23 protein-coding genes are annotated in these 21,669 nt (G+C 64.2%); 13 read left to right on the top strand and 10 right to left on the bottom strand.

All coding sequences use genetic code 11. The features are described from left to right. The first annotated feature begins 2 nt into the window (after nt 1-2). The 6 genes from crcB (at nt 3) to WN72_RS13265 (ending at nt 4,502) form a co-directional block, all read left to right on the top strand. Nucleotides 3-431, top strand: a complete 429-nt coding sequence (gene crcB, locus WN72_RS13290) for a fluoride efflux transporter CrcB (RefSeq protein WP_027558304.1) — start codon at nt 3-5, stop codon at nt 429-431. A gap of 2 nt (nt 432-433) precedes the next feature. After that, on the top strand, nt 434-775 hold the full coding sequence (locus WN72_RS13285) for a DUF190 domain-containing protein (protein WP_027558303.1): 342 nt from the start codon (nt 434-436) through the stop codon (nt 773-775). Nucleotides 776-819: 44 nt separating this feature from the next. After that, nucleotides 820-1,125 carry an ATP-dependent Clp protease adapter ClpS gene (gene clpS, locus WN72_RS13280; protein ID WP_025034645.1) on the top strand — a complete coding sequence of 102 codons (306 nt, stop codon included), beginning with the start codon at nt 820-822 and terminating at the stop codon, nt 1,123-1,125. 79 nt (nt 1,126-1,204) lie between these two features. After that, nucleotides 1,205-1,966, top strand: coding sequence for a hypothetical protein (locus tag WN72_RS13275; RefSeq protein ID WP_092218078.1), 762 nt, complete (start codon nt 1,205-1,207; stop codon nt 1,964-1,966). A gap of 185 nt (nt 1,967-2,151) precedes the next feature. Continuing rightward, nucleotides 2,152-3,162, top strand: coding sequence for an ABC transporter substrate-binding protein (locus WN72_RS13270; RefSeq protein ID WP_167381027.1), 1,011 nt, complete (start codon nt 2,152-2,154; stop codon nt 3,160-3,162). A 35-nt stretch (nt 3,163-3,197) separates the two neighbouring features. Then, nucleotides 3,198-4,502 carry an FAD-dependent oxidoreductase gene (locus WN72_RS13265; protein WP_244553876.1) on the top strand — a complete coding sequence of 435 codons (1,305 nt, stop codon included), beginning with the start codon at nt 3,198-3,200 and terminating at the stop codon, nt 4,500-4,502. A gap of 189 nt (nt 4,503-4,691) precedes the next feature. Here the strand turns inward: WN72_RS13265 and WN72_RS13260 are convergent, their stop codons facing one another. The 5 genes from WN72_RS13260 to fabI form a co-directional block, all read right to left on the bottom strand. Then, on the bottom strand, nt 4,692-5,873 hold the full coding sequence (locus WN72_RS13260; RefSeq protein ID WP_092218075.1) for a radical SAM protein: 1,182 nt from the start codon (nt 5,871-5,873) through the stop codon (nt 4,692-4,694). A gap of 481 nt (nt 5,874-6,354) precedes the next feature. Continuing rightward, nucleotides 6,355-7,545, bottom strand: a complete 1,191-nt coding sequence (locus tag WN72_RS13255; RefSeq protein ID WP_092218074.1) for an adenylate/guanylate cyclase domain-containing protein — start codon at nt 7,543-7,545, stop codon at nt 6,355-6,357. Nucleotides 7,546-7,621: 76 nt separating this feature from the next. Continuing rightward, complete coding sequence (aroC, locus tag WN72_RS13250) at nt 7,622-8,710, bottom strand: chorismate synthase (protein WP_027558296.1); 1,089 nt, start codon at nt 8,708-8,710, stop codon at nt 7,622-7,624. A gap of 205 nt (nt 8,711-8,915) precedes the next feature. Further along, nucleotides 8,916-9,515: a histidine phosphatase family protein gene (locus WN72_RS13245; RefSeq protein ID WP_092218073.1), complete on the bottom strand. Its 600-nt coding sequence runs from the start codon at nt 9,513-9,515 to the stop codon at nt 8,916-8,918. Between the two features lie 12 nt (nt 9,516-9,527). Further along, complete coding sequence (gene fabI / locus WN72_RS13240) at nt 9,528-10,343, bottom strand: enoyl-ACP reductase FabI (protein ID WP_027558294.1); 816 nt, start codon at nt 10,341-10,343, stop codon at nt 9,528-9,530. 171 nt (nt 10,344-10,514) lie between these two features. On the opposite strand from fabI, the gene WN72_RS13235 reads away from it, so the two are divergent. Both WN72_RS13235 and WN72_RS13230 read left to right on the top strand, forming a co-directional pair. Beyond that, nucleotides 10,515-11,003 (top strand): sigma-70 family RNA polymerase sigma factor, encoded by a 489-nt coding sequence (locus WN72_RS13235; RefSeq protein ID WP_011085414.1) that lies wholly within the window; start codon nt 10,515-10,517, stop codon nt 11,001-11,003. A gap of 100 nt (nt 11,004-11,103) precedes the next feature. Further along, nucleotides 11,104-11,877, top strand: a complete 774-nt coding sequence (locus tag WN72_RS13230) for an anti-sigma factor family protein (RefSeq protein WP_027558293.1) — start codon at nt 11,104-11,106, stop codon at nt 11,875-11,877. Nucleotides 11,878-12,257: 380 nt separating this feature from the next. Here the strand turns inward: WN72_RS13230 and WN72_RS13225 are convergent, their stop codons facing one another. Together WN72_RS13225 and WN72_RS13220 are read right to left on the bottom strand one after the other, a co-directional pair. Beyond that, complete coding sequence (locus tag WN72_RS13225; RefSeq protein WP_027558292.1) at nt 12,258-13,223, bottom strand: DnaJ C-terminal domain-containing protein; 966 nt, start codon at nt 13,221-13,223, stop codon at nt 12,258-12,260. Nucleotides 13,224-13,410: 187 nt separating this feature from the next. Next, complete coding sequence (locus tag WN72_RS13220) at nt 13,411-13,812, bottom strand: RT0821/Lpp0805 family surface protein (protein WP_027558291.1); 402 nt, start codon at nt 13,810-13,812, stop codon at nt 13,411-13,413. A 113-nt stretch (nt 13,813-13,925) separates the two neighbouring features. Between WN72_RS13220 and pdxH the strand changes: the two genes are divergently transcribed. Genes pdxH through WN72_RS13205 form a run of 3 tightly spaced genes read left to right on the top strand, consistent with a single transcriptional unit; the run spans nt 13,926 to nt 16,133 of the window. After that, nucleotides 13,926-14,567 carry a pyridoxamine 5'-phosphate oxidase gene (gene pdxH, locus WN72_RS13215; RefSeq protein ID WP_027558290.1) on the top strand — a complete coding sequence of 214 codons (642 nt, stop codon included), beginning with the start codon at nt 13,926-13,928 and terminating at the stop codon, nt 14,565-14,567. A 25-nt stretch (nt 14,568-14,592) separates the two neighbouring features. After that, a complete protein-coding gene (locus WN72_RS13210; protein WP_027558289.1) occupies nt 14,593-15,345 on the top strand; it encodes an SDR family NAD(P)-dependent oxidoreductase in 753 nt (250 codons plus the stop codon). Between the two features lie 17 nt (nt 15,346-15,362). Then, nucleotides 15,363-16,133, top strand: coding sequence for a class I SAM-dependent methyltransferase (locus WN72_RS13205; RefSeq protein WP_027558288.1), 771 nt, complete (start codon nt 15,363-15,365; stop codon nt 16,131-16,133). Between the two features lie 76 nt (nt 16,134-16,209). On the opposite strand, the gene WN72_RS13200 is transcribed toward WN72_RS13205, so the two are convergent. Next, a complete protein-coding gene (locus WN72_RS13200) occupies nt 16,210-16,428 on the bottom strand; it encodes a hypothetical protein (RefSeq protein WP_027558287.1) in 219 nt (72 codons plus the stop codon). 266 nt (nt 16,429-16,694) lie between these two features. Then, entirely contained in the window at nt 16,695-17,672 is a 978-nt protein-coding gene (locus WN72_RS13195) for a magnesium transporter CorA family protein (RefSeq protein WP_027558286.1), read from the bottom strand. A 340-nt stretch (nt 17,673-18,012) separates the two neighbouring features. Here WN72_RS13195 and WN72_RS13190 point away from each other — a divergent pair, with 340 nt between their 5' ends. Next, nucleotides 18,013-18,699: a L,D-transpeptidase gene (locus WN72_RS13190; RefSeq protein WP_027558285.1), complete on the top strand. Its 687-nt coding sequence runs from the start codon at nt 18,013-18,015 to the stop codon at nt 18,697-18,699. 36 nt (nt 18,700-18,735) lie between these two features. Here WN72_RS13190 and WN72_RS13185 read toward each other — a convergent pair whose 3' ends face one another. Then, on the bottom strand, nt 18,736-19,845 hold the full coding sequence (locus WN72_RS13185) for an extensin family protein (protein ID WP_092218072.1): 1,110 nt from the start codon (nt 19,843-19,845) through the stop codon (nt 18,736-18,738). Between the two features lie 65 nt (nt 19,846-19,910). Here WN72_RS13185 and WN72_RS13180 point away from each other — a divergent pair, with 65 nt between their 5' ends. Next, the gene (locus WN72_RS13180; RefSeq protein ID WP_092218071.1) at nt 19,911-21,539 is read left to right on the top strand and encodes a fatty-acid--CoA ligase; all 1,629 of its coding nucleotides are present in this window, start codon (nt 19,911-19,913) and stop codon (nt 21,537-21,539) included. Nucleotides 21,540-21,669: the final 130 nt, after the last annotated feature.

Below are 21,669 nucleotides of genomic sequence, written 5' to 3'. Positions count from 1 at the left end.
CGATGAAATCCCCCTCCTCCGCCGAGCGCTGGCGCACTGCAATGCTCTATGCCTGGGTAGCCGCCGGCAGCATCATTGGCGGGCTGACGCGCTACCTGGTCGGGCTCGCGCTCGATACCGGGCCCGGCTTCCCCACCGCGACGCTGTTCATCAATGCCACGGGCTCGCTGATCATCGGCTTCTACGCGGCGCTGACCGGCCCTGATGGCCGCGTGCTGGCGCGGCCCGAGCACCGGCAATTCGTCATGACCGGGTTCTGCGGCGGCTACACCACCTTCTCCACCTTCAGCCTGGAAACCTTCCGCCTGTTCCATGGCGGCATGAAGTATACGGCACTGGCCTATATCGCTGCGTCGGTCGTCTGCTGGCTGGTGTCGGTTTGGCTCGGCCACATGATGGCGAGCCGCTATAATCGCTTGAAAAGGAGCTGACCATGCAGATTCCCAATCAGGCTGTTTCGCTCCGGATTTTCATTGGCGAAAGCGACCATTATGACGGCAAGCCGCTTTATGAAGCGATCGTGACCACGGCGCGCGAGCGACACCTCGCCGGTGCCACCGTGCTGCGCGGCCCGATGGGGTTCGGCAAGTCGAGCCGGCTGCACACCTCGAAGATCCTGCGGCTGTCGGAGGACCTGCCGCTCCTGATCGAGATCGTCGACAGTGAGGACAACATCAATGCATTCCTGCCCATCCTGGATGGCATGATGTCGAGCGGCCTGATCACCTTGGAGAAGGTGCAGGTCCTGCAATATGGTGCGAAGGCCGCGAGCTGATCGCTCCGGCTGGAACCCGAGCCCGGCCTGTCCGGGGAGGCGGAATGAACGACACCGTTACCAAGCCGAAAACCAGAACCAAGACCAAGGTCGAGCGGCCGAAGCTGCACAAGGTCATCCTGATCAACGACGACTACACGCCGCGCGAATTCGTCACCATGGTGCTGAAGGCCGAATTCCGCATGACAGAGGATCAGGCCTACAAGGTGATGATCACTGCCCACAAGCTCGGCGCCTGCGTGGTCGCCGTGTTCACCAAGGACGTCGCCGAGACCAAGGCGACGCGTGCCACCGACGCCGGCCGCGCCAAGGGCTATCCGCTGCTGTTCACCACGGAGCCGGAGGAATAAGGCGCCGCCTGGCCCCGTTCACCTCAATTTTATCGATCCGTGTGACCGCGGGTTTAATCTCCTGTGTCACGACGATGCGATGTCAGTCGCACTTCGCAAACAGCTCGAGCTCAAGCCGGCACGCCACGAGACCTCATTCGGCCCGTTCAAGCTGCTACATGCACTTCCATGGCTGATCCTCGCGGCGGCGATGCGCGTGATCGCGTTCGGCGGCGGCGCCGTAGCGCTGCCCGCGATCATCGTTGCCGACATCTCGGTGCTGCTCGCCTTCTTCGCGACAGCGCAACAATCGATCGAGGCGGCCGGCGGCCAGTCCTCGCTCGGCGAATTGACCTTCGGGGAGCAGCTCAGGCTCTCTTTCTCGATTCTGTGGCGGATCGCGCTCGTGATGATCGTCGCGGCGCTCGGCAGCGCAGCAGCCGGCTATGGGGCCGCCCTTCATCTGATGGCAGGCCTCGATGGCATGGCGTTCGACCAGTTCACGCATCCCGGACGCTTCTGGAGCGCCTGGATCGCCGCACTCGTGCTGCTCATGATCGTCCGCGCCGAGCGCGACGACGGCAAGATCGCAATATTTCCCGCGATCGGTGAATTCGCGCGGCGCGGGCTGTGGCTCGGCGCTGCGGTGATCGTGCTCGGCCTTGTCAACGTCGCGCTTGCCTACGGACAGGAAGCGGTGCGGAGCGCGATCTGGAATTTCTGGCAGACCTCGTCGGCGACCCAGTTCACCAAGAACCTGATCTATTTCTGCTTCATCTTCAGCTTCGCCATGCTGCGGCTGTGGATCACCTTGACGATCCTGACGCTTGGGCTGAAGCAATCATACGTTCGCGCTGATTAGCGCCGCCGCGCATCCACACGCTCACGCCATCACCACCGGCGTCTCCTCGCCGAGACGCGCTGCGCTTTCGAAAATCCGACTTTGCAATCCGGCCAGAGATCGCCGACAATGCCGCAAAACCGGCGCAGGCCGGTCAATAAGCAGGGCGGGAAACGACGGAAGTGGGCATATCAAGAAGAAGCTTCGTGACAAGAGGCCGACTGGTTCTGACACTGGCGGCGATCACCTTCCTCGCTAGCAGCATGGCGCAAGCGGCCGAACGGGTCCGCATCGGGCTGTTGAAGCTCTCCTCGGCCGCCCCGCTGTTCCTCGCCAAGGAGCGCGGCTATTTCGAGCAAGAAGGGATCGAGGCCGATCTGAAGTTCTTCGACGCCGCCGTGCCGATCGCGGTGGCCAGCGTCTCCGGCGATATCGATATCGGTTTCACCGGCTTCACGGCCGCTTTCTACAACCTCGCGGGCAAGGGCGGACTGAAGGTGATTGCCGGCACGGCGCGCGAGGCACCCGGCTTCCAGAATACGGCTTACGTCGCCTCCAAGCGCGCGTACGATTCGGGCCTGAAGGCGCTGAAGGACTTCCCCGGCCATTCCGTCGGCATCACGCAAGTCGGCTCGACTTTCCATTATTCGCTCGGCCAGATCGCCGACAAGCTGAAATTCGACGTGACCTCCGTCCGCGTCGTTCCGCTCCAATCGTTGCCGAATGTCGCCGCTGCCATCAAGGGCGGCCAGCTCGACGCGGCGCTTACCGCCACGACCACGATCAGCCCGGTGGTCGCCTCCGGCGACGCGATCATTCTCGGCTTCGTCGGCGACGAGACGCCCTGGATGCTCGGCTGCGTCGTGGCTTCGACGGCGACGATCGAGAAGAACCGCAAGCTGGTCGAGAAGGTGCTGGCCGCCTATCGCCGCGGCGCCGACGACTATGCGCGCGTGCTGTTGAAACGCGATGCGGACGGCAAGTTCGTCCGCAGCGAGGAAGGTGACGCGATGCTTGCGATCATCTCCAAATACACAGAGCAGAAGGTCGAGCAGCTCCGAATCGGGCTCTCGGTCGTCGATCCCGCGCTCGACAGCGCCGACATCGCCCGTCAGATCGCCTGGTTCAAGCGCCAGAAGATGATCGAACCCGATATCGACGCCGAGAAGATCATCGACAAATCCTTCGTCCCGGACCGGCCGACGGCGCCGAAATGACTGATGGCAACGACAACAAGAACACGGAGCGCCCCATGAGTACCAGCGAAGTCACCGCGGGCACCAAAATCGTCCGGCGTGCCGCAAACCAGAAGCCGTCGCGGGTCGTCGCAGACATCTGCGTGGTTGGTTCGGGTGCAGCCGGCATGTCTGCGGCGATCGAGGGCGCGCGCGCCGGACGCAAGGTGGTGCTGGTCGACAGCCTGCCCGCGCTCGGCGGCCAGGCGGTCAACTCCATCATCGGCACCTTCTGCGGCCTGTTCTCGAACGGCAGCGACGGCTACCAGTTCACCCACGGTATCGCCGACGATCTCCTGGGCGACCTCGGTGCGCAGGAGAACGCACTGTTCTACCGCCGCGGGCCGCACACCACCGTCGTCTATTACGACGAGGTCGCGCTCGGACGCTGGGTCGAGAAGGCGATGCTTGCGGCCGGCGTCACGGTGATCGTCGGCGCCGTCATGCGCAACGTCCGCGTCGCCGGCCGGCGCGTGACCGGGATCGATCTCTCCACCCGCTACGGCGACGTCGAGGTCGAGGCAAACGGCTTCGTCGACGCCTCCGGCGACGCCGCGCTGGTGTGGCAGGCGGGTTTTGCCTGCCGCGAGCCGGACGACGGCCCGATCTACGGCACGCAAATGCTGATCGTGGAGAATATCGACGAGAGCAAGGTGCCGAGCCGAGAGGAATTGCCGGCGCGCATGCGAGAGAAGGCCGGCGATTACGGCCTGTTGCGGCGCGAGGGCCTGTCCTTCGTCATTCCCGGGCGCGGCGTTGCCGCCATGAACATGACCCATGTCGAGACGCCGCTGGAGCCGCTGGAGGCGAGCCGCAAGGGCATCGAAGGCAAGGACCAGGCCGACCGCGCCTTCGCTTTCCTCAGGAACGAATTCCCCGCCTGCTTCGGCAAGGCGCGCATCCGCGCCTATGGCTTTCCCGGGATCCGCCAGACGCGCTGGATCGTCGGCCGCCAGCAATTGTCGGTCGATGACGTCCGCGCCGGCACCAAATTCGAAGACGCGATCGGCCGTACGGCGTGGCCGATCGAACTGCACGACCACGGCTCCGGCCATCACTGGCACGTCTTCGACAAGGACCACGTCCACTATGTGCCGTTCGGCAGCCTGGCGCCGCAGGAGGCCGACAACATCGTCGCGGCCGGACGCTGCATCGATGCCGACAAGGCCGCACTCTCCAGCGTTCGGGTGATGGGTCCCTGCATGGCGATGGGCGCCGCCGCGGCGCACGCGCTCGACCTCGCCGGCAGCGGCAGCGTGCATCAGATCGACATCGATGCATTGAAATGGCGCGTGCGCGACAATCTGGAGCGGACGGACTGAGGCGCGCAGCAGCCAAGAGTGGTGACTGTGGCTTTCTGCTCAGCCGACCGGCGCGATCGTCGGTCTGAACGCCCTCAGCAACGTCCCACTAAAGCGCGATGGGATTTGGATGAATCGTCATCGCGCTTTAGGTTGTTGTTTACGCATGATCTTTCCGGATAACCGCTTCGCACTTTTCCGGATCATGCTTTAGGCGCCTGCCAGCGTGTCGCGCACGTTGACACGCACGCCGTCCGGCTTGCTGACATAGAGATGGCTCTCCAATACGGATTGCATGTTCTCAAACATCGAATAGAGATCGTCGCAATAGACGGACGGATTGTCGTAGCCGTTTTTCTTGGAGAAACGATGCGGAAGATAGCCCCCCCCACAGGCGTCCATGAACTTGCATTGGCGACACTTCGCACAAAGATTGATTGAGGCATCGCGGGCGGCTTTCCAGCGCGGCTCATTCCTGACCTCATCGATCGCGTGATCGAAGATGTTGAAGCCGGTGCTGGTGAAGCCGTCGCCTGCGATCCGCAGCACATCGTGGGCCTCCACGGTGCCGTCGGTCATCACGGTGCAAAGCTCGACGGGCTTATGGCCCACGCCCTCGGTCGGTGAATTGTTGCCAAGCAGGGCGGTGATCATGTCCGAGATGATGCGGATATCGGTCGTCCGCGTCGAGCGATTTGCCTCCAGCCACAGGTCGAACAGCCCCTTGTAGAAAGCGGCAATGGATGGCGGACTCTCATCCACCGTCGCATCGGGAATCATGATGTCGTAGTTGGAGATTCCGCAGGCGGCGAAAAAATCGGCGTATTGCTGCGGCGCGTAAGCGGGATTGCAGACGGCCAGGGCAATGACGCCGATGTTGCGCGACACCAGCATGCGAACGGCACGTTCCACGGCGGCATGGGTGCCCGTCCCCTGAAACGTCCTGCGATGAAGGTCGTGAATATGTGCCGGTCCGTCCACGCTGATCGCAACCGAAATGTTGCGGGCCTCGAAGCAGGCCAGCCATTCATCATCGATCAACACACCATTGGTCGTGACCGCGATCGGTATGCCGCATCCGGTCCGCGATGAAATCGCCTCGCAGGCCTCGGCAAAGCCGTGGAAATTCTCGACGCCCCACAGCAACGGCTCGCCGCCGTGCAGAATGACGGGGAAATCGGCGAGCGAGAATCTGACAACGTGCTCCTCGATGCGCTGCAGCAGACGATGCTGCACGTCAGGGCTCATCAGCTTCGGCTTGGTGTAAACGGACGCGTCGCGAAACCAGTAACAATAGGAGCAGTCGATGTTACATCTCGTTGCGACCTTGACCAGCAATTGCGTGATCGGCTGATCCTGGAAAGCGATACAATCTGAACCGTCAGCCGACATGCCGACACCGAAACGAGCTGGAAGAAGTTTGTCTAGTACCCTCGAACGAATCCGCCTCGGCGGAACGCCCCGACACCCGGAGCGGTTGCCCCCCTGCGGAAGGCGCCTGCGTTGGCGCCCTTAGCAAAAGCGCCTCGCCTGAAAGCAGCCTGGGTCGCCACGGGGTCGTCGGAGACGACGCCCTGCTCCGCACGCTGTCCTCGCAAATCGTTCAGCAATGCGTCGATACCCTGATGGTCGCTCTGAATGGTTGCGCCAGGCCCATGCAATTGGATGAGGCTCGCAAAAACCTTCAGCGTCGTAATCGGCATAATTATGCTCCCCTTTTCGCGACGCAATGCAGGGATCGAACGAAAGGCCGGACTATCGAGCCGGCTGAGCAATGACGAACACTATACCTTTTCCATTGTTGCGGCAATGTGTCGGGACCGGCCGGTCTGCTCGACCTCGGGGAGCAGACATCGCTCCTGGAAAGACGCCCTTAGGCCATCACCACCGGCGTCTCCTCGCCGAGCCCGTAGACGCGCTGCGCTTTCGAAAACCCCGCGATCGGAAAATCGCCGAGCGCGCGCCAGTCGTGGCGGCAGACATTGGCAAAGCCTTCCGAGGCGACGACGGTGCGGCCGAGCCGGCCGGCGATCTTCTCCAGCCGCGCGGCGAGATTGACGGCGGGGCCGATGCAGGTGAAGTCGAGGCGGTTGCCGCCGCCAATGTTGCCGTAGAGGATGTTGCCGACGTGGAGCGCGACGCCGAAGCGGAAACGCTCGACGACGTCGCCGACCGGAAAGGCGAGCGCCTCGACGCTGGCGCGGGATTCGCGCGCAGCCTCGAGCACGCGAGAGCAGACATGCGGGGCATCGCCGACATATTCGTCGATCGGGAACACCGCGAGCAGGCCGTCGCCCATGAATTTCAGCACCTCGCCGCCGTGGCCGCGGATCGCGGTGACCTGGCAGTCGAAATACTGGTTGAGGATCTCGACCACGGTCTCGGCCGGTAGCCGGTCCGACAGCGCGGTGAAGCCGCGCAGATCGGAGAGCCAGATTGCGGCCTGCATGGTGTCGTTGTGGCCGCGGCGGATCTGGCCGCCGAGGATGCGCGCGCCGGCGCGATTACCGACATAGGTGTCGAGCAGCATCTCGGCGGTGCGGCGCAGGCTGATGATCTCGGCGACGCGCGCGAGCGGCGTCACGATGGAGCGGATTGCCGCGACGTGGTCGTCGCTGAAGCCACCGGGATGCCGCGTCACCCAGCTCGTCGCATGCACCGAGCCGTCGAGAAACGGCATCGGCACCGCGATATAGTCGGTCGCCCCTTCGGCCCGCATGTCGTCGAGAAACGGAAACCGCTCGTTGTCGGGATCGCCGATGCGTCCCCGCACCTCCAGCCCCTGCTCGAAAACGATCCGGAGCGGGCTTTTGGCGAATTCGGGCGTCTCCAGGATCTCGAAATCGACGGTGCCGATCTCGACCTCCTCGCCCTGCCGCCAGATGAAGTTGCGGCCGAAGATCTCCGGATGCAGCGTGCGGATGAAGATGCCGAACCGCCACAGCGGCAGGCCGGCCTCGACCAGATGCTCGCAGACCTCGGCGATCATCTCGGCCGGGGTCCCCGACGACCGCGCGCCGTCGATCAGCCAGTTGGTGATGCGCTGGAGCTCGGAGCTTTGCATGACCGCATTAGCGGATGAAGTTGTGTGGACGTCAAGCTACGCGGTGGGCTGGTACCGCGAGATGAGGACCTTTGCGCTAGCGTCCGACCTGCCCGCGATCGCGCAAGAAGTGGTCGGCCAGCACGCAAGCCATCATGGCCTCGCCGACGGGGACGGCGCGGATGCCGACGCAGGGGTCGTGGCGGCCCTTCGTAAAAATCTCGGTGTCGGCGCCCTTGCGATCGACGGTGAGACGCGGCTGAAGGATCGACGAGGTCGGCTTCACCGCGAAACGCACCACGATCGGCTGTCCAGTCGAGATGCCGCCCAGAACGCCGCCGGCATGGTTGGAGAGGAAGCGCGTGCCGTCATTGCCGGTGCGCATCTCGTCGGCGTTCTCTTCGCCGGTGAGCTCGGCGGCGCCAAAGCCGGCGCCGATCTCGACGCCCTTCACCGCGTTGATGGTCATCATTGCACCCGCGAGATCGGAATCGAGTTTTGCGTAGATCGGCGCGCCGAGGCCTGCGGGTACGCCCTCGGCGACGATCTCCAGCACCGCGCCGATCGAGGAGCCGCTCTTGCGGATGCCGTCGAGATAGGTCTCGAAGAAGGCGGCCTTGTCCTTGTCGGGACAGAAGAATGGATTCTTCGCGATCTCGTCCCAGTCCCACTTCTCGCGGTCGATCTTGTGCGGGCCGATCTGCACCAGCGCGCCGCGCACCTTCACGTCGGGCAGCACCTTTCGCGCGATGGCGCCGGCGGCAACGCGCATCGCGGTCTCGCGTGCCGAGGAACGGCCGCCGCCGCGATAATCGCGCAGGCCGTATTTCGCCTCATAGGTGAAGTCGGCATGACCGGGGCGAAACTTGTCCTTGATCTCGGAATAGTCCTTCGAGCGCTGGTCGGTGTTCTCGATCAGCAGCCCGATCGGGGTGCCCGTCGTGACCTGCACGCCGGTCTCCGGATGCGCCATCACGCCGGACAGGATTTTGACCTGGTCCGGCTCCTGGCGCTGGGTGGTGAAGCGCGACTGGCCGGGCCGGCGGCGGTCGAGATCCTTTTGAATATCGGCCTCAGTGAGCGGGATCATCGGCGGGCAGCCGTCGACCACGCAGCCGATCGCCACCCCGTGGCTCTCGCCAAAGGTGGTGACGCGGAACATGTGGCCGAAGGTGTTGAAGGACATGCCGAACTGCCGCCTAGCGTTGACTTGCAACGCCTATGGTGAATGTCAACGTGACGTAACGCGATCTGAATGGGGGGTCAAATGGTCCCCACAGGCGTCTTGGCCGGGCTTGTCCCGGCCATCCACGTTCTTGGGGGCCGGAAGCGCAAAAGTCCGTGGATGCCCGGGACAAGCCCGGGCATGACGGCGGAGGACGGGAGCGCTCTTAACTAAACTTCTCCAGCCGCCCGTCGCGGAACACGTAGACGGCGCCCTGCTCGATATAGAGCTCGGCGGCGCTCGTGGGAGTCTCCAGCCCCAAGGCCACCATCAGGGCCCGGCAGGTGCCGCCATGGGCAACCGCGACGGTGTCGTCGAGGATGGACTCGTACCAGTCGAGCATGCGCAGCTGCACCGCGGCATAGGTCTCGCCGCCGCTCGGGGCCACCGTCCATTTGTCGGCGAGGCGCCTTGCATAGACCTCCGGGTCGGCCGCCTCGCTCTCGGCGAGCGTCAGCCCTTCCCAGCTGCCATAGCCGATCTCGCGCAGGCGATCGTCGAGCGAATAGTCGGCAGGCGGCAGTTTGAGCTTGGCGCGCGCAAGTTCCATAGTCTGGCGGGCCCGGCCGAGCGGGCTCGACACGTAGGGCAGCGCCGCGCGGTCCTTGCCGTCACGCTCGAGCAGATTCGCCAGCACGCCGGCGGCGTGCACGGCCTGGCCGCGGCCGCGCGCATTGAGCGGGACGTCCTTGGTGCCCTGGAGCCGGCCGAGCGCATTCCACTCGGTCTCGCCGTGGCGAAGGAAATAGATCGTGGGCACGGGCATTGCAGCTAAAGATCAGTCCTTGCCACCGAGCGAAATATCCGGCGCGTCCGGGCGCTTCATGCCGAGCACGTGATAGCCGGAATCGACGTGATGCACCTCGCCGGTGACGCCGCGCGAGAGATCGGAGAGGAAATACAGCGCGCTGCCGCCGACGTCCTCGGTCGACACGTTGCGCCGCATCGGCGCGTTGTACTCATTCCATTTCAGGATATAGCGGAAGTCGCCGATGCCGGACGCGGCGAGCGTCTTGATCGGACCTGCCGAGATCGCGTTGACGCGGATATTCTTCTCGCCGAGATCGGCGGCGAGATAGCGCACGCTGGCTTCCAGCGCCGCCTTGGCCACGCCCATCACGTTGTAGTGCGGCATCCACTTCTCGGCGCCGTAATAGGAGAGCGTGATCAGCGAGCCGCCGTCCGTCATCAGCTTCTCGGCGCGCTGCGCCACGGCCGTGAACGAATAGCAGGAGATCAGCATCGACTTCGAGAAATTCTCCTGCGTGGTGTCGACATAGCGGCCGTCGAGCTGCTCGCCATAGGCGATCGCATGCACCAGGAAGTCGATCTTGCCCCACTTCTCCTTCAGCACCGCGAAGACGGCGTCGATGGTCGCAGCGTCGGTGACATCGCAATGGCCGAGCACGAGGCCGCCGATCTCGGCGGCGAGCGGCTCGACACGCTTCTTCAGCGCATCGCCCTGATAGGTGAAGGCGAGCTCGGCGCCGGCGGCGTGGCATGCCTTGGCAATGCCCCAGGCGATCGAGCGGTTGTTGGCGACGCCGAGGATCACTCCGCGCTTGCCTTGCATCAGACCTGAATTCTGCGCCATTTCTTCACGTCCCATCGAGCGGGTTGAGGTCTGGAGGTACACCAGCCCTCCCCTGCGGTACAGCCCTAATACGCGGCGTTAACGCTGTTTCGAGCGCCGGAATAGCCGTTCCATTCGGGTGTTATGATGATCGAGGCGCTCGCGCCTGATGTGAGGGACGACAAGACGGTAATGAGTGCGTTTCGCCAGAGTGTGGAAGCCATGATCCCGGCGTTGCGCCGCTACGCCCGCGCGCTGACGCGCGATGCGGATGCGGCCGACGATCTGGTGCAGGACACCTTGGTGCGGGCGCTGCGTTCGGAGCGCCTGTTTCTCGGAGGCGATGTCAGGAGCTGGCTCTACACGATCCTGACCAACCTCAACAAGAACCGGCGGCGCTCGCTGGCAAGGCGTCCGCAATTCATGCAACTGACGGAGAACAACCCGGATGCCAGCGGGACCGAAGCCGAAGGGCGCGACATCGAGAAGGCGCTGGCGACGCTGGTCGAGGAGCAACGCTCGGTGCTGCTCCTGGTGATGCTGGAGGGCATGAGCTACCGCGAAGTCGCCGACATCCAGGGCGTGCCGATCGGCACCGTGATGTCGCGCCTCGCACGAGCGAGAGCCCACGTCAAAGCCTCGCTGGAGGGCGAGCGCCCGGCGCTCAGGCGGGTGAAATGATGGCAGGGTTGATGCATCGCGTTTTGTCCCGCCTGTCGATGAGGCGAGCCAAGTTGAGTCACCAAGAACATTTTGGGCCGCAGAGCCAGAGACGATCGATATGAACGACCGCAATATCCCAGTGACCGAGGACGAACTGCACGCCTATGTCGACGGCGAATTGCCGGCCGAGCGCCGCGCCGATGTCGAGGCCTGGCTCGCCGCCTACCCAGAAGACGCCGAGCGCGTGCAGTCCTGGCGCGCCATGGCCGAGATGCTGCACGCCCGCTACGACGCCGTCGCCCTGGAGCCGGTGCCGGCGCGGCTGGAGCTCGAGCGCCTGGAGCGCCGGCCGCGGCAATGGCTGTATGGCGCCGCAGCGGCCGTGCTGGTGGCTTTCGTCGCCGGCGGCTCCGCCGGCTGGCTCGCGCACGGCGCCGCCAACGCCCCCTCGACCTTCCAGAGCTTCACGGCGGACGCGCTCGACGCCCACCGCCTCTATGTCGTCGAGGTCCGCCACCCGGTCGAGGTCGGCGGCAACGAGCGCGACCACCTTCAGGCCTGGCTGACCAGGCGCTGCGGCTGGACGGTGTTCGCGCCGAACCTGGAGGCGAGCGGGCTGAAGCTCGTCGGCGGCCGACTCCTGCCGGGGCCGAACGGGCCGGCCTCGTTCCTGATGTATGAGGGCGCCTCGGGCGAACGCTACACGATCTACAGCGCCAAGACCGAAAATGGTGCAACGCAGATGCGCTACGCCAAGACGGACAAGGACGGGGCACTGTTCTGGGCCGAGCGCGGCGTCGGCTACGTCGTCAGCGGCGTCGGCGCCGACCGCGACCGGCTGAACAAGGTGGCGCAAGCCGTTTACGACCAGGCAGAGAAAAGCGGCGGCTAAACAACCGCGCGAAACGCGGTGCCCAGATTCCGACATTGAAAATTTCGAATCAAGACATGCGTGCGTCTCATTATCGCACCGGGTGATCACGCGATTATGAGCGGCGTTCGATCCGCCGATCGACGCGGGCGGCCTCGATTGGGGTTTTTGGTACCGCGCTGGTCCCCCTCTCGAGGCCGCACCTTTTTATCGGCTGCCCCGCCGGACAGCCGACACGTCTCAGACGTCACCGTCGAAGCGCGGCCCGCGCTTCGGGCGTATGTTGAGCATCATCCTGTGGGGAAGAGAATGCTCCGATCGTCGACACGGTCTCGGATAGCGCCCTAATTCATGGGCATGATTTTTTCGGAAAACCGCTACGCACTTTTCCGAATCATGCCCTAGCCGAGCCCGCTACGCGGATTGTACGGATGTTGGTCGCGCCACTTCTCCATCAATGCCTCAAGCTCGGCGTCGTTCCCATCCGGTAGCATAATCCTGATGGTGACGAAGAGATCCCCGGTTCCGCCGGCCTTCGGCAGGCCTTTGCCCTTGAGGCGGAAGGTCCGGCCGCTGGAGGTGTTTTTCGGGACCGACAGCTCCACGGCATTGCCGAGGGTGGGCACGCGGACCTTGCCGCCGAGCACCGCCTCATACAGCGTGACCGGCAGATCGATTCGCAGGTCCGCGCCCTCGACCTTGAAGTAAGGATGCGGCGCGATGTTGATGGTGAGCAGGAGGTCGCCGGGCGGGTGGCCCTGTGCGGTCTCGCCCTGGCCGCGCAGCCGGATCTGCTGGCCCTCGGTGACGCCAGCCGGAATCTTGACGTTGAGCTCCTTGCCATTCGGCAGCCGGACCCGCTTCTCACCGCCCTTGACCGCTTCTTCCAGCGAGACGCTCATGGCGACATTGACGTCGAGATCGAGCCCGATCCCGCCGGTGTCGAACTCGAACTGGGCGCCGCCGCCGGCCCCGGGCCGCGCGCCACGCGTCCCGCCGCCGAACATGCTGTTGAGGATGTCCTCGAACGCACCCCCGCCCGGACCGCCACCCGCACCACCGCTCCGGAACGTGTAGCTCTCGAACCCGCCGGGACCTGCGCGGCCACGCGGACCTCCGCCGCCCGGAAAGCCCTGGAAGCGCGGCTTGCCGTCGGCGTCGATCTCGCCACGGTCGAACTGCTTGCGCTTGTCCTCATCGCCGAGGATCTCGTTGGCCGAGTTGATCTCGGCAAAGCGCTCAGCGGCCTTGGGATCGCCTTTGTTGCTGTCGGGATGGTGCTTCTTGGCAAGCTTGCGATAGGCGCTCTTGATCGCGGCAGCGTTGGCGCTCCGCGGCACCCCCAAGACCTCATAGGGGTCGCGCATCCGTCACGTCTCCTTCAAGAATTCGAAATTGTTCAAAGGGCTCCCCACCCCAGCTGTCATCCATGTGGGGGCGGAGTGGCATTTTTGCAACTAGTCGGGTGAAGCGGACCGCTTCGATTCGAGCACGATCTTATCGGAAAACCGGTTCACACTCTTTGAGAACCGCCCTTCCGGGTCAGGATCCTGCTCAGCTCCGCCATGGCTTTAGCGTATGAATCTCCCAACGGCCATGGCTGCTTTGGCAGCCGGCGCCCTGGAGCCAGCTTTCGGTGCTGCCGTTGACGTAGCTCGCCAGGAAATCGCGGCACTTGCGGCCGTCCTCGGCGGCATAAGACTGCGCGATCGGCGTCACCGAGCCGCGCGCCCCGGTCTCCGGATTCTCCCAGTGCTGGCTCGAATCCTTGTCGCCCTTGCTGAGGACGTCGGAGGCGGCGTTGCGCGCGAAAGCGAGATCGGTCTCGGTCGGCGGGGCATCCTTCCGCGCGATCGAACCGGTGAGGTCGCTATCGTCGGCCTTGGCATAGGCGGTCTTGTCATTGCGGGAAAAGCTGCAGCCGCCCGCGCCAAGCCCGATCAGGATGATCGTCACGACAAGGCCCGATCGATGGATCGCCGATAGGCCAACGCGTCCCCATGCCCTATATAGGGTGGGAGCGGACAACAGCGCGTTTTGGGCCGCGGGACGCAACTCGGACTCCGGACATGACCGACACGACCTCGATGAAACACCAGACACCCTTAACATCCGGTGATTTCACCGCCGCCGACGAGCCCTTTGCGCTGTTCGAGGCCTGGCTCAACGAGGCGATCAAAAGCGAGCCGAACGATCCGAACGCGATGGCGCTCGCGACCGTCGATCCCGACGGGCTGCCTGACGTGCGCATGGTGCTGATGAAGGGCTTCGATGCCGAGGGTTTCGTCTTCTACAGCCACATCGCCAGCCAGAAGGGCCGCGAACTCGCCGCAAACCCTAAGGCCGCTTTACTTTTTCACTGGAAGTCGCTGCGCCGTCAGGTCCGCATCCGCGGCAACGTGACGCCGGTGACCGACGCCGAAGCCGACGCCTATTTCGCGACGCGGCCGAAGCAGGCGCAGATCGGCGCCTGGGCCAGCAAGCAGTCCGAGGCGCTGGAGAGCCGCTTCGCCTTCGAACAGGCGATCGCAAAAGTCGCGGCCAGATACGTCATCGGCGAAGTGCCGCGGCCGCCGGGCTGGAGCGGCTGGCGCATCACGCCTGTTCGCATCGAGTTCTGGCACGACCGCCCATTCCGCCTGCACGACCGCATCGAATTTCGCCGTGACGCGGCCGGCCAGCCATGGTCCAAGACGCGGATGTATCCCTGAGCTTAGGCCGACCTGAAAGATGTCCATGCCGCACTCGTCCAACGCGCCGCGCCGCACACTGCTCTTGACCGGAGCAAGCCGCGGCATCGGCCACGCCACCGTGATCCGCTTCTCCTCGGCGGGCTGGCGCGTCATCACCTGCTCGCGGCATCCCTTCCCTGAGGACTGTCCGTGGGACGCAGGGCCGGAGGATCACATCCAGGTCGACCTCGGCAACCCTGAAGACACCGCGCGCGCCATCAACGAGATCCGCAATCGTCTCGAGGGCGGCACGCTGCATGCGCTGGTCAACAACGCCGCGATCTCGCCGAAGGGCCCCGGTGGCGCACGGCTCGGCTCGGTCGACACCGATCTCGACACCTGGACCCACGTCTTCCACGTCAACTTCTTCGCACCGATCATGATGGCGCGCGGATTGATCGCGGAGTTGAAGGCGGCCAAGGGCTCGGTGGTGAACGTCACCTCGATCGCGGGCTCGCGCGTGCATCCCTTCGCAGGCGCCGCCTACGCCACCTCAAAGGCTGCGCTCGCCGCGCTGACGCGCGAGATGGCCTCCGACTTCGGCCGCGTCGGCGTGCGCGTCAACGCCATCGCGCCGGGCGAGATCGACACCTCGATCCTGTCGCCGGGCACCGAGAAGATCGTCGACCAGCAGATCCCGATGCACCGGCTCGGAACGCCCGACGAGGTCGCCAAGATCATCTATGTGCTGTGTACGGACACCTCGTCTTACGTCAACGGCGCCGAGATCCACATCAACGGCGGCCAGCACGTTTAGGCCAAGACGGCGGAAGCATGGGCCGGTTCGCGAGCACAGCGTCACTCTACGAACATTTGCGGCCGCCATATCCGCGGGAATTTTTCCGCACCGTTGCACACAAGCTCGGCCTCACCAAACAGAGCAGCCTGATCGATCTCGGCACCGGGCCCGGTTTGCTCGCGCTCGGCTTCGGCCCTCATGTCGGCCGTGTCGTCGGTGTCGACCCGGAGCCCGCAATGCTCGATGCGGCGCGGCGCGCGGCTGCGGGCGCAGGGCGGCAGCTCACGCTGATCGAAGGCAAGGCAGAGACGCTTGCTGACGACATCGGCAGCTTCGATGTCGTGACGATCGGCCGCGCGCTGCACTGGATGGATCGCGACGCCACGCTTGCGCGGCTCGACCATCTGGTCGCGCACGATGGTGCGATTGCGATCTGCGCCTCGTTTTCGGTCACCGACGGCCGCAACCCATGGCTCGACGGCTACAACGAGATCCGCCGCCGCTGGTCACCCGCCAAGCTGTGGGAGGAAGCCGGCAAGGGCACGCGGACCCATCGCGATCTGCCGGCATTCTTTCGCGGCAGTGCGTTTCGGCCTGCCGAGCTCGTCGCGGTCGAGACCAGCCATAACGTGAGCGTGGAGGACCTGACACGCCGCACCCTCACCTACTCGTCGTCCTCACCGGACGCGTTGGGCGAGAATGTCGAGCCGATGCTGCGCGAAATCGGAGAACTTCTTGCATCCTTCAGCCGCGACGGCGTGATCGCCGAGAGCCTCGTCTCGACGGCGGAGATCGTGAAGCGTTAGGTGAGTTGCCGAACGATGGAAGCAGGCGATCCAGACAACGCCGCCGCAAGACCTGGATCGCCCTTCCTTCCACTCCTCAATCGAGTCGAATCCGACGCGACCTCTCGCGCGGCCGCGGAGCAGCCGTGCTGAACGCAGTCGAGCAGTCGTCGTCGTTCTCGCCGTCGAGCAGCGGAGCACCACAGTGCCGGCACATGCGCGCCGACATCGACGACGCCTTGCCGCTCGCCACCACCTGACGATAGTTCGCCAGGTCGATGACGTTGCGGGGCGACGTTATGTGTTTTTCAACCATGGCTGTTCCTCGCGGCTACACACTGCTTATCGCAGACAAGTTTCGCGCAAACGTTCAGCCCACCGCTCAAATTTTACCGGAGGAATTGGGGCGGCGCGCACACATCACGGCGCGGCCGCAATCCCGCTCTATTCTGCGACACGATACTCCGTCTCTCGGCGAACGGCGTAAGATATCGGTAGGTATCTTTGCCTGACGACGCTGGATCACTGCGAAAGTCAGGCTGACGTTTCGAGCATCCACTCAGCGCAGGCGCGTTCTGCGCTTTACAGCCACTTCTTGAACTTGAAGAGCCAGTACGGGACGATCGCGGCGATCAGCATCATCACCAGCGCCATCGGATAGCCGTGGACCCATTCGAGTTCCGGCATCACCTTGAAGTTCATGCCGTAGATCGAGGCGATCAGCGTCGGCGGCATCAGGACAACAGCCATGACCGAAAACAGCTTGATGATGTTGTTCTGCTCGAGATTGACGACGCCGAGCATGGCATCGAGCACGAAGGTGATCTTGCTGGAGAGATAAGAGGCGTGGTCGGTGAGTGACGCCACGTCGCGTTGCATGGTCTTGAGCTGCTCGCGCATGTCCTTGGACCATTTCACGCCCTCAACCACCGCCGAGAGGAAGGTGACGACGCGACCGATCGAGACCAGGCTCTCGCGAACCTTCGAGGTCAGATCGCCCTTGCGGCCGATCGAGATCAGGATCTGGGAATATTGCTTGGCGTGGCCGTGGCGCTCGCTCTCGGGCTCGAAGATGTCGTGCGAGACCTGGTCGATCTCGGCACCGCAGCGCTCCAAAATGTCGGCGCAGCGGTCGATCACGGCGTCCAGCAGCTCCATCAGCACCATCTCGCCGGTGATGGAAGGCGTGCAGGAGCGGGCGAGCTTGGCCTCGACCAGGGCGAACGGCTTGGGCAGGTCATAACGCACCGTCACCAGGCGGTGGTCGCCGAGGATGAAGGTCACCGCCGTGGTCCGGGGCATGTCGGTATCGGAGTGGCACATCAGCGTCGCCGTCATGTAGCGCGCGCTGTTCTCGATATAGAGGCGGCTGGAGATCTCGATCTCCTGCATGTCCTCGCGGGTCGGGATGGCGATGCCCAGCAGCCGCTCCACCGCCTTGTCCTCGGCCGCGGTCGGGCTGACCAGGTCGACCCACACCGCATGTTCCGGCACGGCCGCCAGATCCTCGACCACGGCTCTTTTGAGGGTGCCCTCGGAGGGAACGAAAACAGAAAACATGCACCAACTCCAGCAGGGGCCTGCGACAGAATGACAAGCCCTTAGCGCGATTCTGACAAGTTCATGATGACAAGCACATTAATGGAGCGTTTGCATTTGTGGCGGCGCCGTGGCCCAACCGTGGCACGGAATCGACAGATTCGGCATTCCCCGCCCCAAAACCAGCCCAAGACCGCAAAAATTGCGGCAAAAAAGCCACAGCTTGGGTCTCGCAGCGCGGGATAAGGTCCGAAACGCTGGAATTGTGGCAGATTTCAACGATAATAGGCTCAACGGAGTCGTGGTCTTGAGCTTGGCTCAAGCCCCACGAAAGCTTGTTGTTGTCGATTGGAACCAAATCATGTCGTCGCTGAAAGTTACGCTGGGTATTTTGGCCGCGGGCCTGATGCTGTCGGGCTGCATGCAGGCCACACATTTTGAGGCGACCGATACCAAGGCCTTCAAGCCGAAGGATAAGGAACTTCTCGCCAAGGTCCGGTACGAGAACACCCCGGTCGCCGAGCCGTTCCGCCGCGCCATCGTCGATTACCATCGCAAGGAATCGCCGGGCTCGATCGTGGTCGATTCCGACAACCATTACCTCTACTGGGTGATGGATGGCGGCAAGGCGATCCGCTACGGCATCACCGTCGGCGAAGAGGCCATGGCCTGGTCGGGCATCGCCAAGGTCGGCAGCATGACCGAGTGGCCGGCCTGGCATCCGACCCCGGGTGAGATTTCGCGCCTTGGCGTTCCGACCTATGTCGCGCCGGGTCCGGACAATCCGATGGGCTCCCGCGCGATGTATCTCTACTCGGGCGGCAAGGACACGCTGTTCCGCATCCACGGCACCAACCAGCCGGAATATATCGGCGCCTCGATCTCGTCGGGCTGCATCCGCCTGACCAACGAGGACGCGATCGACCTCTACAACCGCGTCAAGGTCGGCACCATCGTCGTGGTGCTCGAGCCGAAGCACGGCGACTCGCCATACAACTCGCGCCTCGCGCTCGGCGGAAGCCAGACTGGCCAGGCGGGCAGCTACTGATCGCTTCCGACCTTTAGACATCCAAAAGCGCCGGTTTCACCGGCGCTTTTTTGTTGCCCGCTTGTGCGGCTGGGTTTTGTCGCCGTCGGCCGCCGGCTTGTCCGCAGGCGCGGGAGATTTCTCCGCAGCCTCGTCATCAGCCCCACCCTTATCCTCCGGCTTCGCCGCGACCTCGCGCGGCGGTGCTTCCTCGGGCCGTTCCGCCGGCAGCAGCGGGGCGACCTGCGGCAGGGGATCCCAGACGTTCCACTGACAGATCCGGTAGTCGTTGCGCCGCTGCGCCAGATCGAGATGGATGTGGTCCTCGTGGTACCAGTCCGAGCCCGGGCCGAGCACGGTGGAGAACCGCGAACAGACCGAATGCAGCACGCGCTCGCGCACGTCGCGCGACATAGTGCGGTCGGTGAGGCCGATCGACTGGCCGTTGGCGAGCTTGATGGCGCGGACGTCGAGCGCGTTGGCCTTGCCGTGCTCGGACAGCATTGCGCCGACCACGCGATTACGGCCGCGGCACTCAAAACTGTCGAAATTGTCGAGATCGCTGATGGTCGAGCCGAGGCTCGCGGCCAGCGGCACCATGTCCTTACGCACCCAATCGGCGAGCGCGGAGGCCATGGTGCAGCGGAGGATCGCCGCGGGCTTGACCGAAACCTTGCGCTTGTCCGGCAGCACGATGGCTTCCAGCCGCACCAGATCCTCGCCGCCGCAGGCGCCGGGACCACGGATGTCGGGGATGGAGGGCGCGATCGCGATCTCCTCGGTCAGCGCCAGCCTGCAAGCCGAGAGCTGCTTTGCGGGCGGCGCGGCCTCGGCGGGCTTGTTGGCGCCGGGCTTGTCGGGAGAAGCCTTGTCCGGCGAAGGCTTGCCGTCGGACTCCGGCGCGGCCTCGTCCGTCGCCTTGGGGGCTTCGTCAGGGCGAGGTTTTGGTAGCGGTATCTTCGCAGGTATCCTGGCGGAATGAACCGCCGCGCGCGGCCGTGGTGTACCAAGACCAAAGATATCGAGCGGCGCAGCATATTTGCGCGCCTCTGCCCGCTCAGTCAGTACGAGCGACAATCCGGCTACAGCGGTAACCATTGCCGCGCGGGCGGACATATAGCCGCGACAAGACCATTTGCGGCGAAAGTCCGGCAGGCTAAAACTCATGACAATTCTTTGGCCCAACGCTGAGAGCTATAATCCGCCCAGCGACTTCTCGGAGGAACGACGGAATGCTTGGTTTGATGCAAGATTGGCCCCTGCTCTGCCACCGGATCATCGAACACGCCGCCAGGATTCATGGCAAGCAGGAGGTGGTCACCCGCTCGGTCGAGGGACCGATCCATCGCACCAACTATGCCGAAATCCACAAGCGCGCGCTGAAGGTCTCGCAGATGCTGGAGCGAGACGGCATCAAGCTCGGCGACCGCGTCGCAACCATCGCCTGGAACACCTGGCGCCATCTCGAAGTCTGGTACGGCATCATGGGGATCGGCGCCATCTGCCATACCGTCAATCCCCGTCTTTTCCCCGAGCAGATCGCCTGGATCATCAACCATGCGCAGGACCGCATCGTGATGACCGACATCACCTTCGTTCCGGTCCTGGAGAAGATCGCCGACAAGCTGCCAAGCGTGGAGCGCTATATCGTGCTCACCGACAAGGCGCATATGCCGCAGACCACGCTGAAGAATGTGATGGCATACGAGGACTGGATCGCGCAGGCCGACGGCAAATTCAAATGGAAGGACTTTGACGAGAACACGGCAGCGGCGATGTGCTACACGTCGGGCACCACGGGTGACCCGAAGGGCGTGCTGTACTCGCACCGCTCCAACGTGCTGCACGCGCTGATGGCCAACAATGTCGACGCGCTCGGCACCAGCGCCTCCGAGACGATGCTGCCGGTGGTGCCGCTGTTCCACGCCAACAGCTGGGGCATCGCCTTCTCCGCGCCCTCGCAGGGCACCAAGCTGGTGATGCCCGGCGCCAAGCTCGACGGCGCCTCGGTCTACGAGCTGCTCTCGACCGAGAAGGTGACGCACACCGCCGGTGTGCCCACGGTGTGGCTGATGCTGCTGCAGCACATGGCCGCCAATAACCTCAAGCTGCCGGAGCTGAAGATGGTGATCTGCGGCGGCTCGGCGATGCCGCGCTCGATGATCAAGGCCTTCCTCGACATGGGCGCGAACGTCCGCCACGCCTGGGGCATGACCGAGATGAGCCCGATCGGCAGCGTCGCGGCGCTGAAGCCTCCGTTCCAGAGCGCGACCGGCGATGCCAAGCTCGACGTGCTCCAGATGCAGGGCTATGCGCCCTTCGCCGTGCAGATGAAGATCACCGACGATGCCGGCAAGGAGCTGCCCTGGGACGGCAAGACCTTTGGCCGCCTCAAGGTCTCCGGGCCCGCAGTCGCCAAGGCCTATTACCGGGTCGATGCCAACATCCTCGACGAGGAAGGCTTCTTCGACACCGGCGACGTCTCGACCATCGACGAGGACGGTTACATGCGGATCACCGACCGCTCCAAGGACGTGATCAAGTCCGGCGGCGAATGGATCTCCTCGATTGACCTCGAAAACCTCGCCGTCGGCCATCCAGCCGTGGCGGAGGCCGCGGTGATCGGCGTGTTCCATCCGAAATGGGACGAGCGGCCGCTCCTGATCGTGCAGCTCAAGCAGGGCCAGCAGGCTACGCGCGAGGACATCCTGAAATACATGGACGACAAGATCGCCAAGTGGTGGATGCCCGATGACGTCGCCTTCGTCGACGGCATCCCGCATACCGCCACGGGCAAGATCCTGAAGACGGCGCTGCGCGACCAGTTCAAGGATTACCGCTTCCCGAACGCGACGGCGTGAGCGGACCGGAATAGCTTGCCCCGAGACCCGCTTGCCCCAGGACCTGGTCGGTCCTGCGGTTGCGAATTCGCTTCACCTCCCCCGCTTGCGGGGGAGCTCAGTTTCATCACGAACGCAAATCGATCCGATC

The sequence above is a fragment of the Bradyrhizobium arachidis genome, from assembly GCF_015291705.1.
GTDB lineage: Bacteria > Pseudomonadota > Alphaproteobacteria > Rhizobiales > Xanthobacteraceae > Bradyrhizobium > Bradyrhizobium arachidis.
This window is presented reverse-complemented; position numbering and strand designations above follow the sequence as displayed.

Excerpts from the sequence above, each read along its gene's own strand:
- WN72_RS13285 (WP_027558303.1), top strand. The coding sequence starts at position 434 with ATGCAGATTCCCAATCAGGCTGTTTCGCTCCGGATTTTCATTGGCGAA.
- WN72_RS13245 (WP_092218073.1), bottom strand. The coding sequence starts at position 9,515 with ATGCCCGTGCCCACGATCTATTTCCTTCGCCACGGCGAGACCGAGTGG.
- WN72_RS13185 (WP_092218072.1), bottom strand. The coding sequence starts at position 19,845 with ATGAGTTTTAGCCTGCCGGACTTTCGCCGCAAATGGTCTTGTCGCGGC.
- WN72_RS13230 (WP_027558293.1), top strand. The coding sequence starts at position 11,104 with ATGAACGACCGCAATATCCCAGTGACCGAGGACGAACTGCACGCCTAT.
- WN72_RS13190 (WP_027558285.1), top strand. The coding sequence starts at position 18,013 with ATGTCGTCGCTGAAAGTTACGCTGGGTATTTTGGCCGCGGGCCTGATG.
- WN72_RS13235 (WP_011085414.1), top strand. The coding sequence starts at position 10,515 with ATGAGTGCGTTTCGCCAGAGTGTGGAAGCCATGATCCCGGCGTTGCGC.
- WN72_RS13225 (WP_027558292.1), bottom strand. The coding sequence starts at position 13,223 with ATGCGCGACCCCTATGAGGTCTTGGGGGTGCCGCGGAGCGCCAACGCT.
- WN72_RS13255 (WP_092218074.1), bottom strand. The coding sequence starts at position 7,545 with ATGCAAAGCTCCGAGCTCCAGCGCATCACCAACTGGCTGATCGACGGC.
- WN72_RS13200 (WP_027558287.1), bottom strand. The coding sequence starts at position 16,428 with ATGGTTGAAAAACACATAACGTCGCCCCGCAACGTCATCGACCTGGCG.
- WN72_RS13205 (WP_027558288.1), top strand. The coding sequence starts at position 15,363 with ATGGGCCGGTTCGCGAGCACAGCGTCACTCTACGAACATTTGCGGCCG.
- WN72_RS13180 (WP_092218071.1), top strand. The coding sequence starts at position 19,911 with ATGCTTGGTTTGATGCAAGATTGGCCCCTGCTCTGCCACCGGATCATC.
- WN72_RS13260 (WP_092218075.1), bottom strand. The coding sequence starts at position 5,873 with ATGTCGGCTGACGGTTCAGATTGTATCGCTTTCCAGGATCAGCCGATC.
- aroC (WP_027558296.1), bottom strand. The coding sequence starts at position 8,710 with ATGTCCTTCAACACCTTCGGCCACATGTTCCGCGTCACCACCTTTGGC.
- WN72_RS13210 (WP_027558289.1), top strand. The coding sequence starts at position 14,593 with ATGCCGCACTCGTCCAACGCGCCGCGCCGCACACTGCTCTTGACCGGA.
- WN72_RS13265 (WP_244553876.1), top strand. The coding sequence starts at position 3,198 with ATGAGTACCAGCGAAGTCACCGCGGGCACCAAAATCGTCCGGCGTGCC.
- WN72_RS13195 (WP_027558286.1), bottom strand. The coding sequence starts at position 17,672 with ATGTTTTCTGTTTTCGTTCCCTCCGAGGGCACCCTCAAAAGAGCCGTG.
- WN72_RS13275 (WP_092218078.1), top strand. The coding sequence starts at position 1,205 with ATGTCAGTCGCACTTCGCAAACAGCTCGAGCTCAAGCCGGCACGCCAC.
- pdxH (WP_027558290.1), top strand. The coding sequence starts at position 13,926 with ATGACCGACACGACCTCGATGAAACACCAGACACCCTTAACATCCGGT.
- fabI (WP_027558294.1), bottom strand. The coding sequence starts at position 10,343 with ATGGCGCAGAATTCAGGTCTGATGCAAGGCAAGCGCGGAGTGATCCTC.
- clpS (WP_025034645.1), top strand. The coding sequence starts at position 820 with ATGAACGACACCGTTACCAAGCCGAAAACCAGAACCAAGACCAAGGTC.
- crcB (WP_027558304.1), top strand. The coding sequence starts at position 3 with ATGAAATCCCCCTCCTCCGCCGAGCGCTGGCGCACTGCAATGCTCTAT.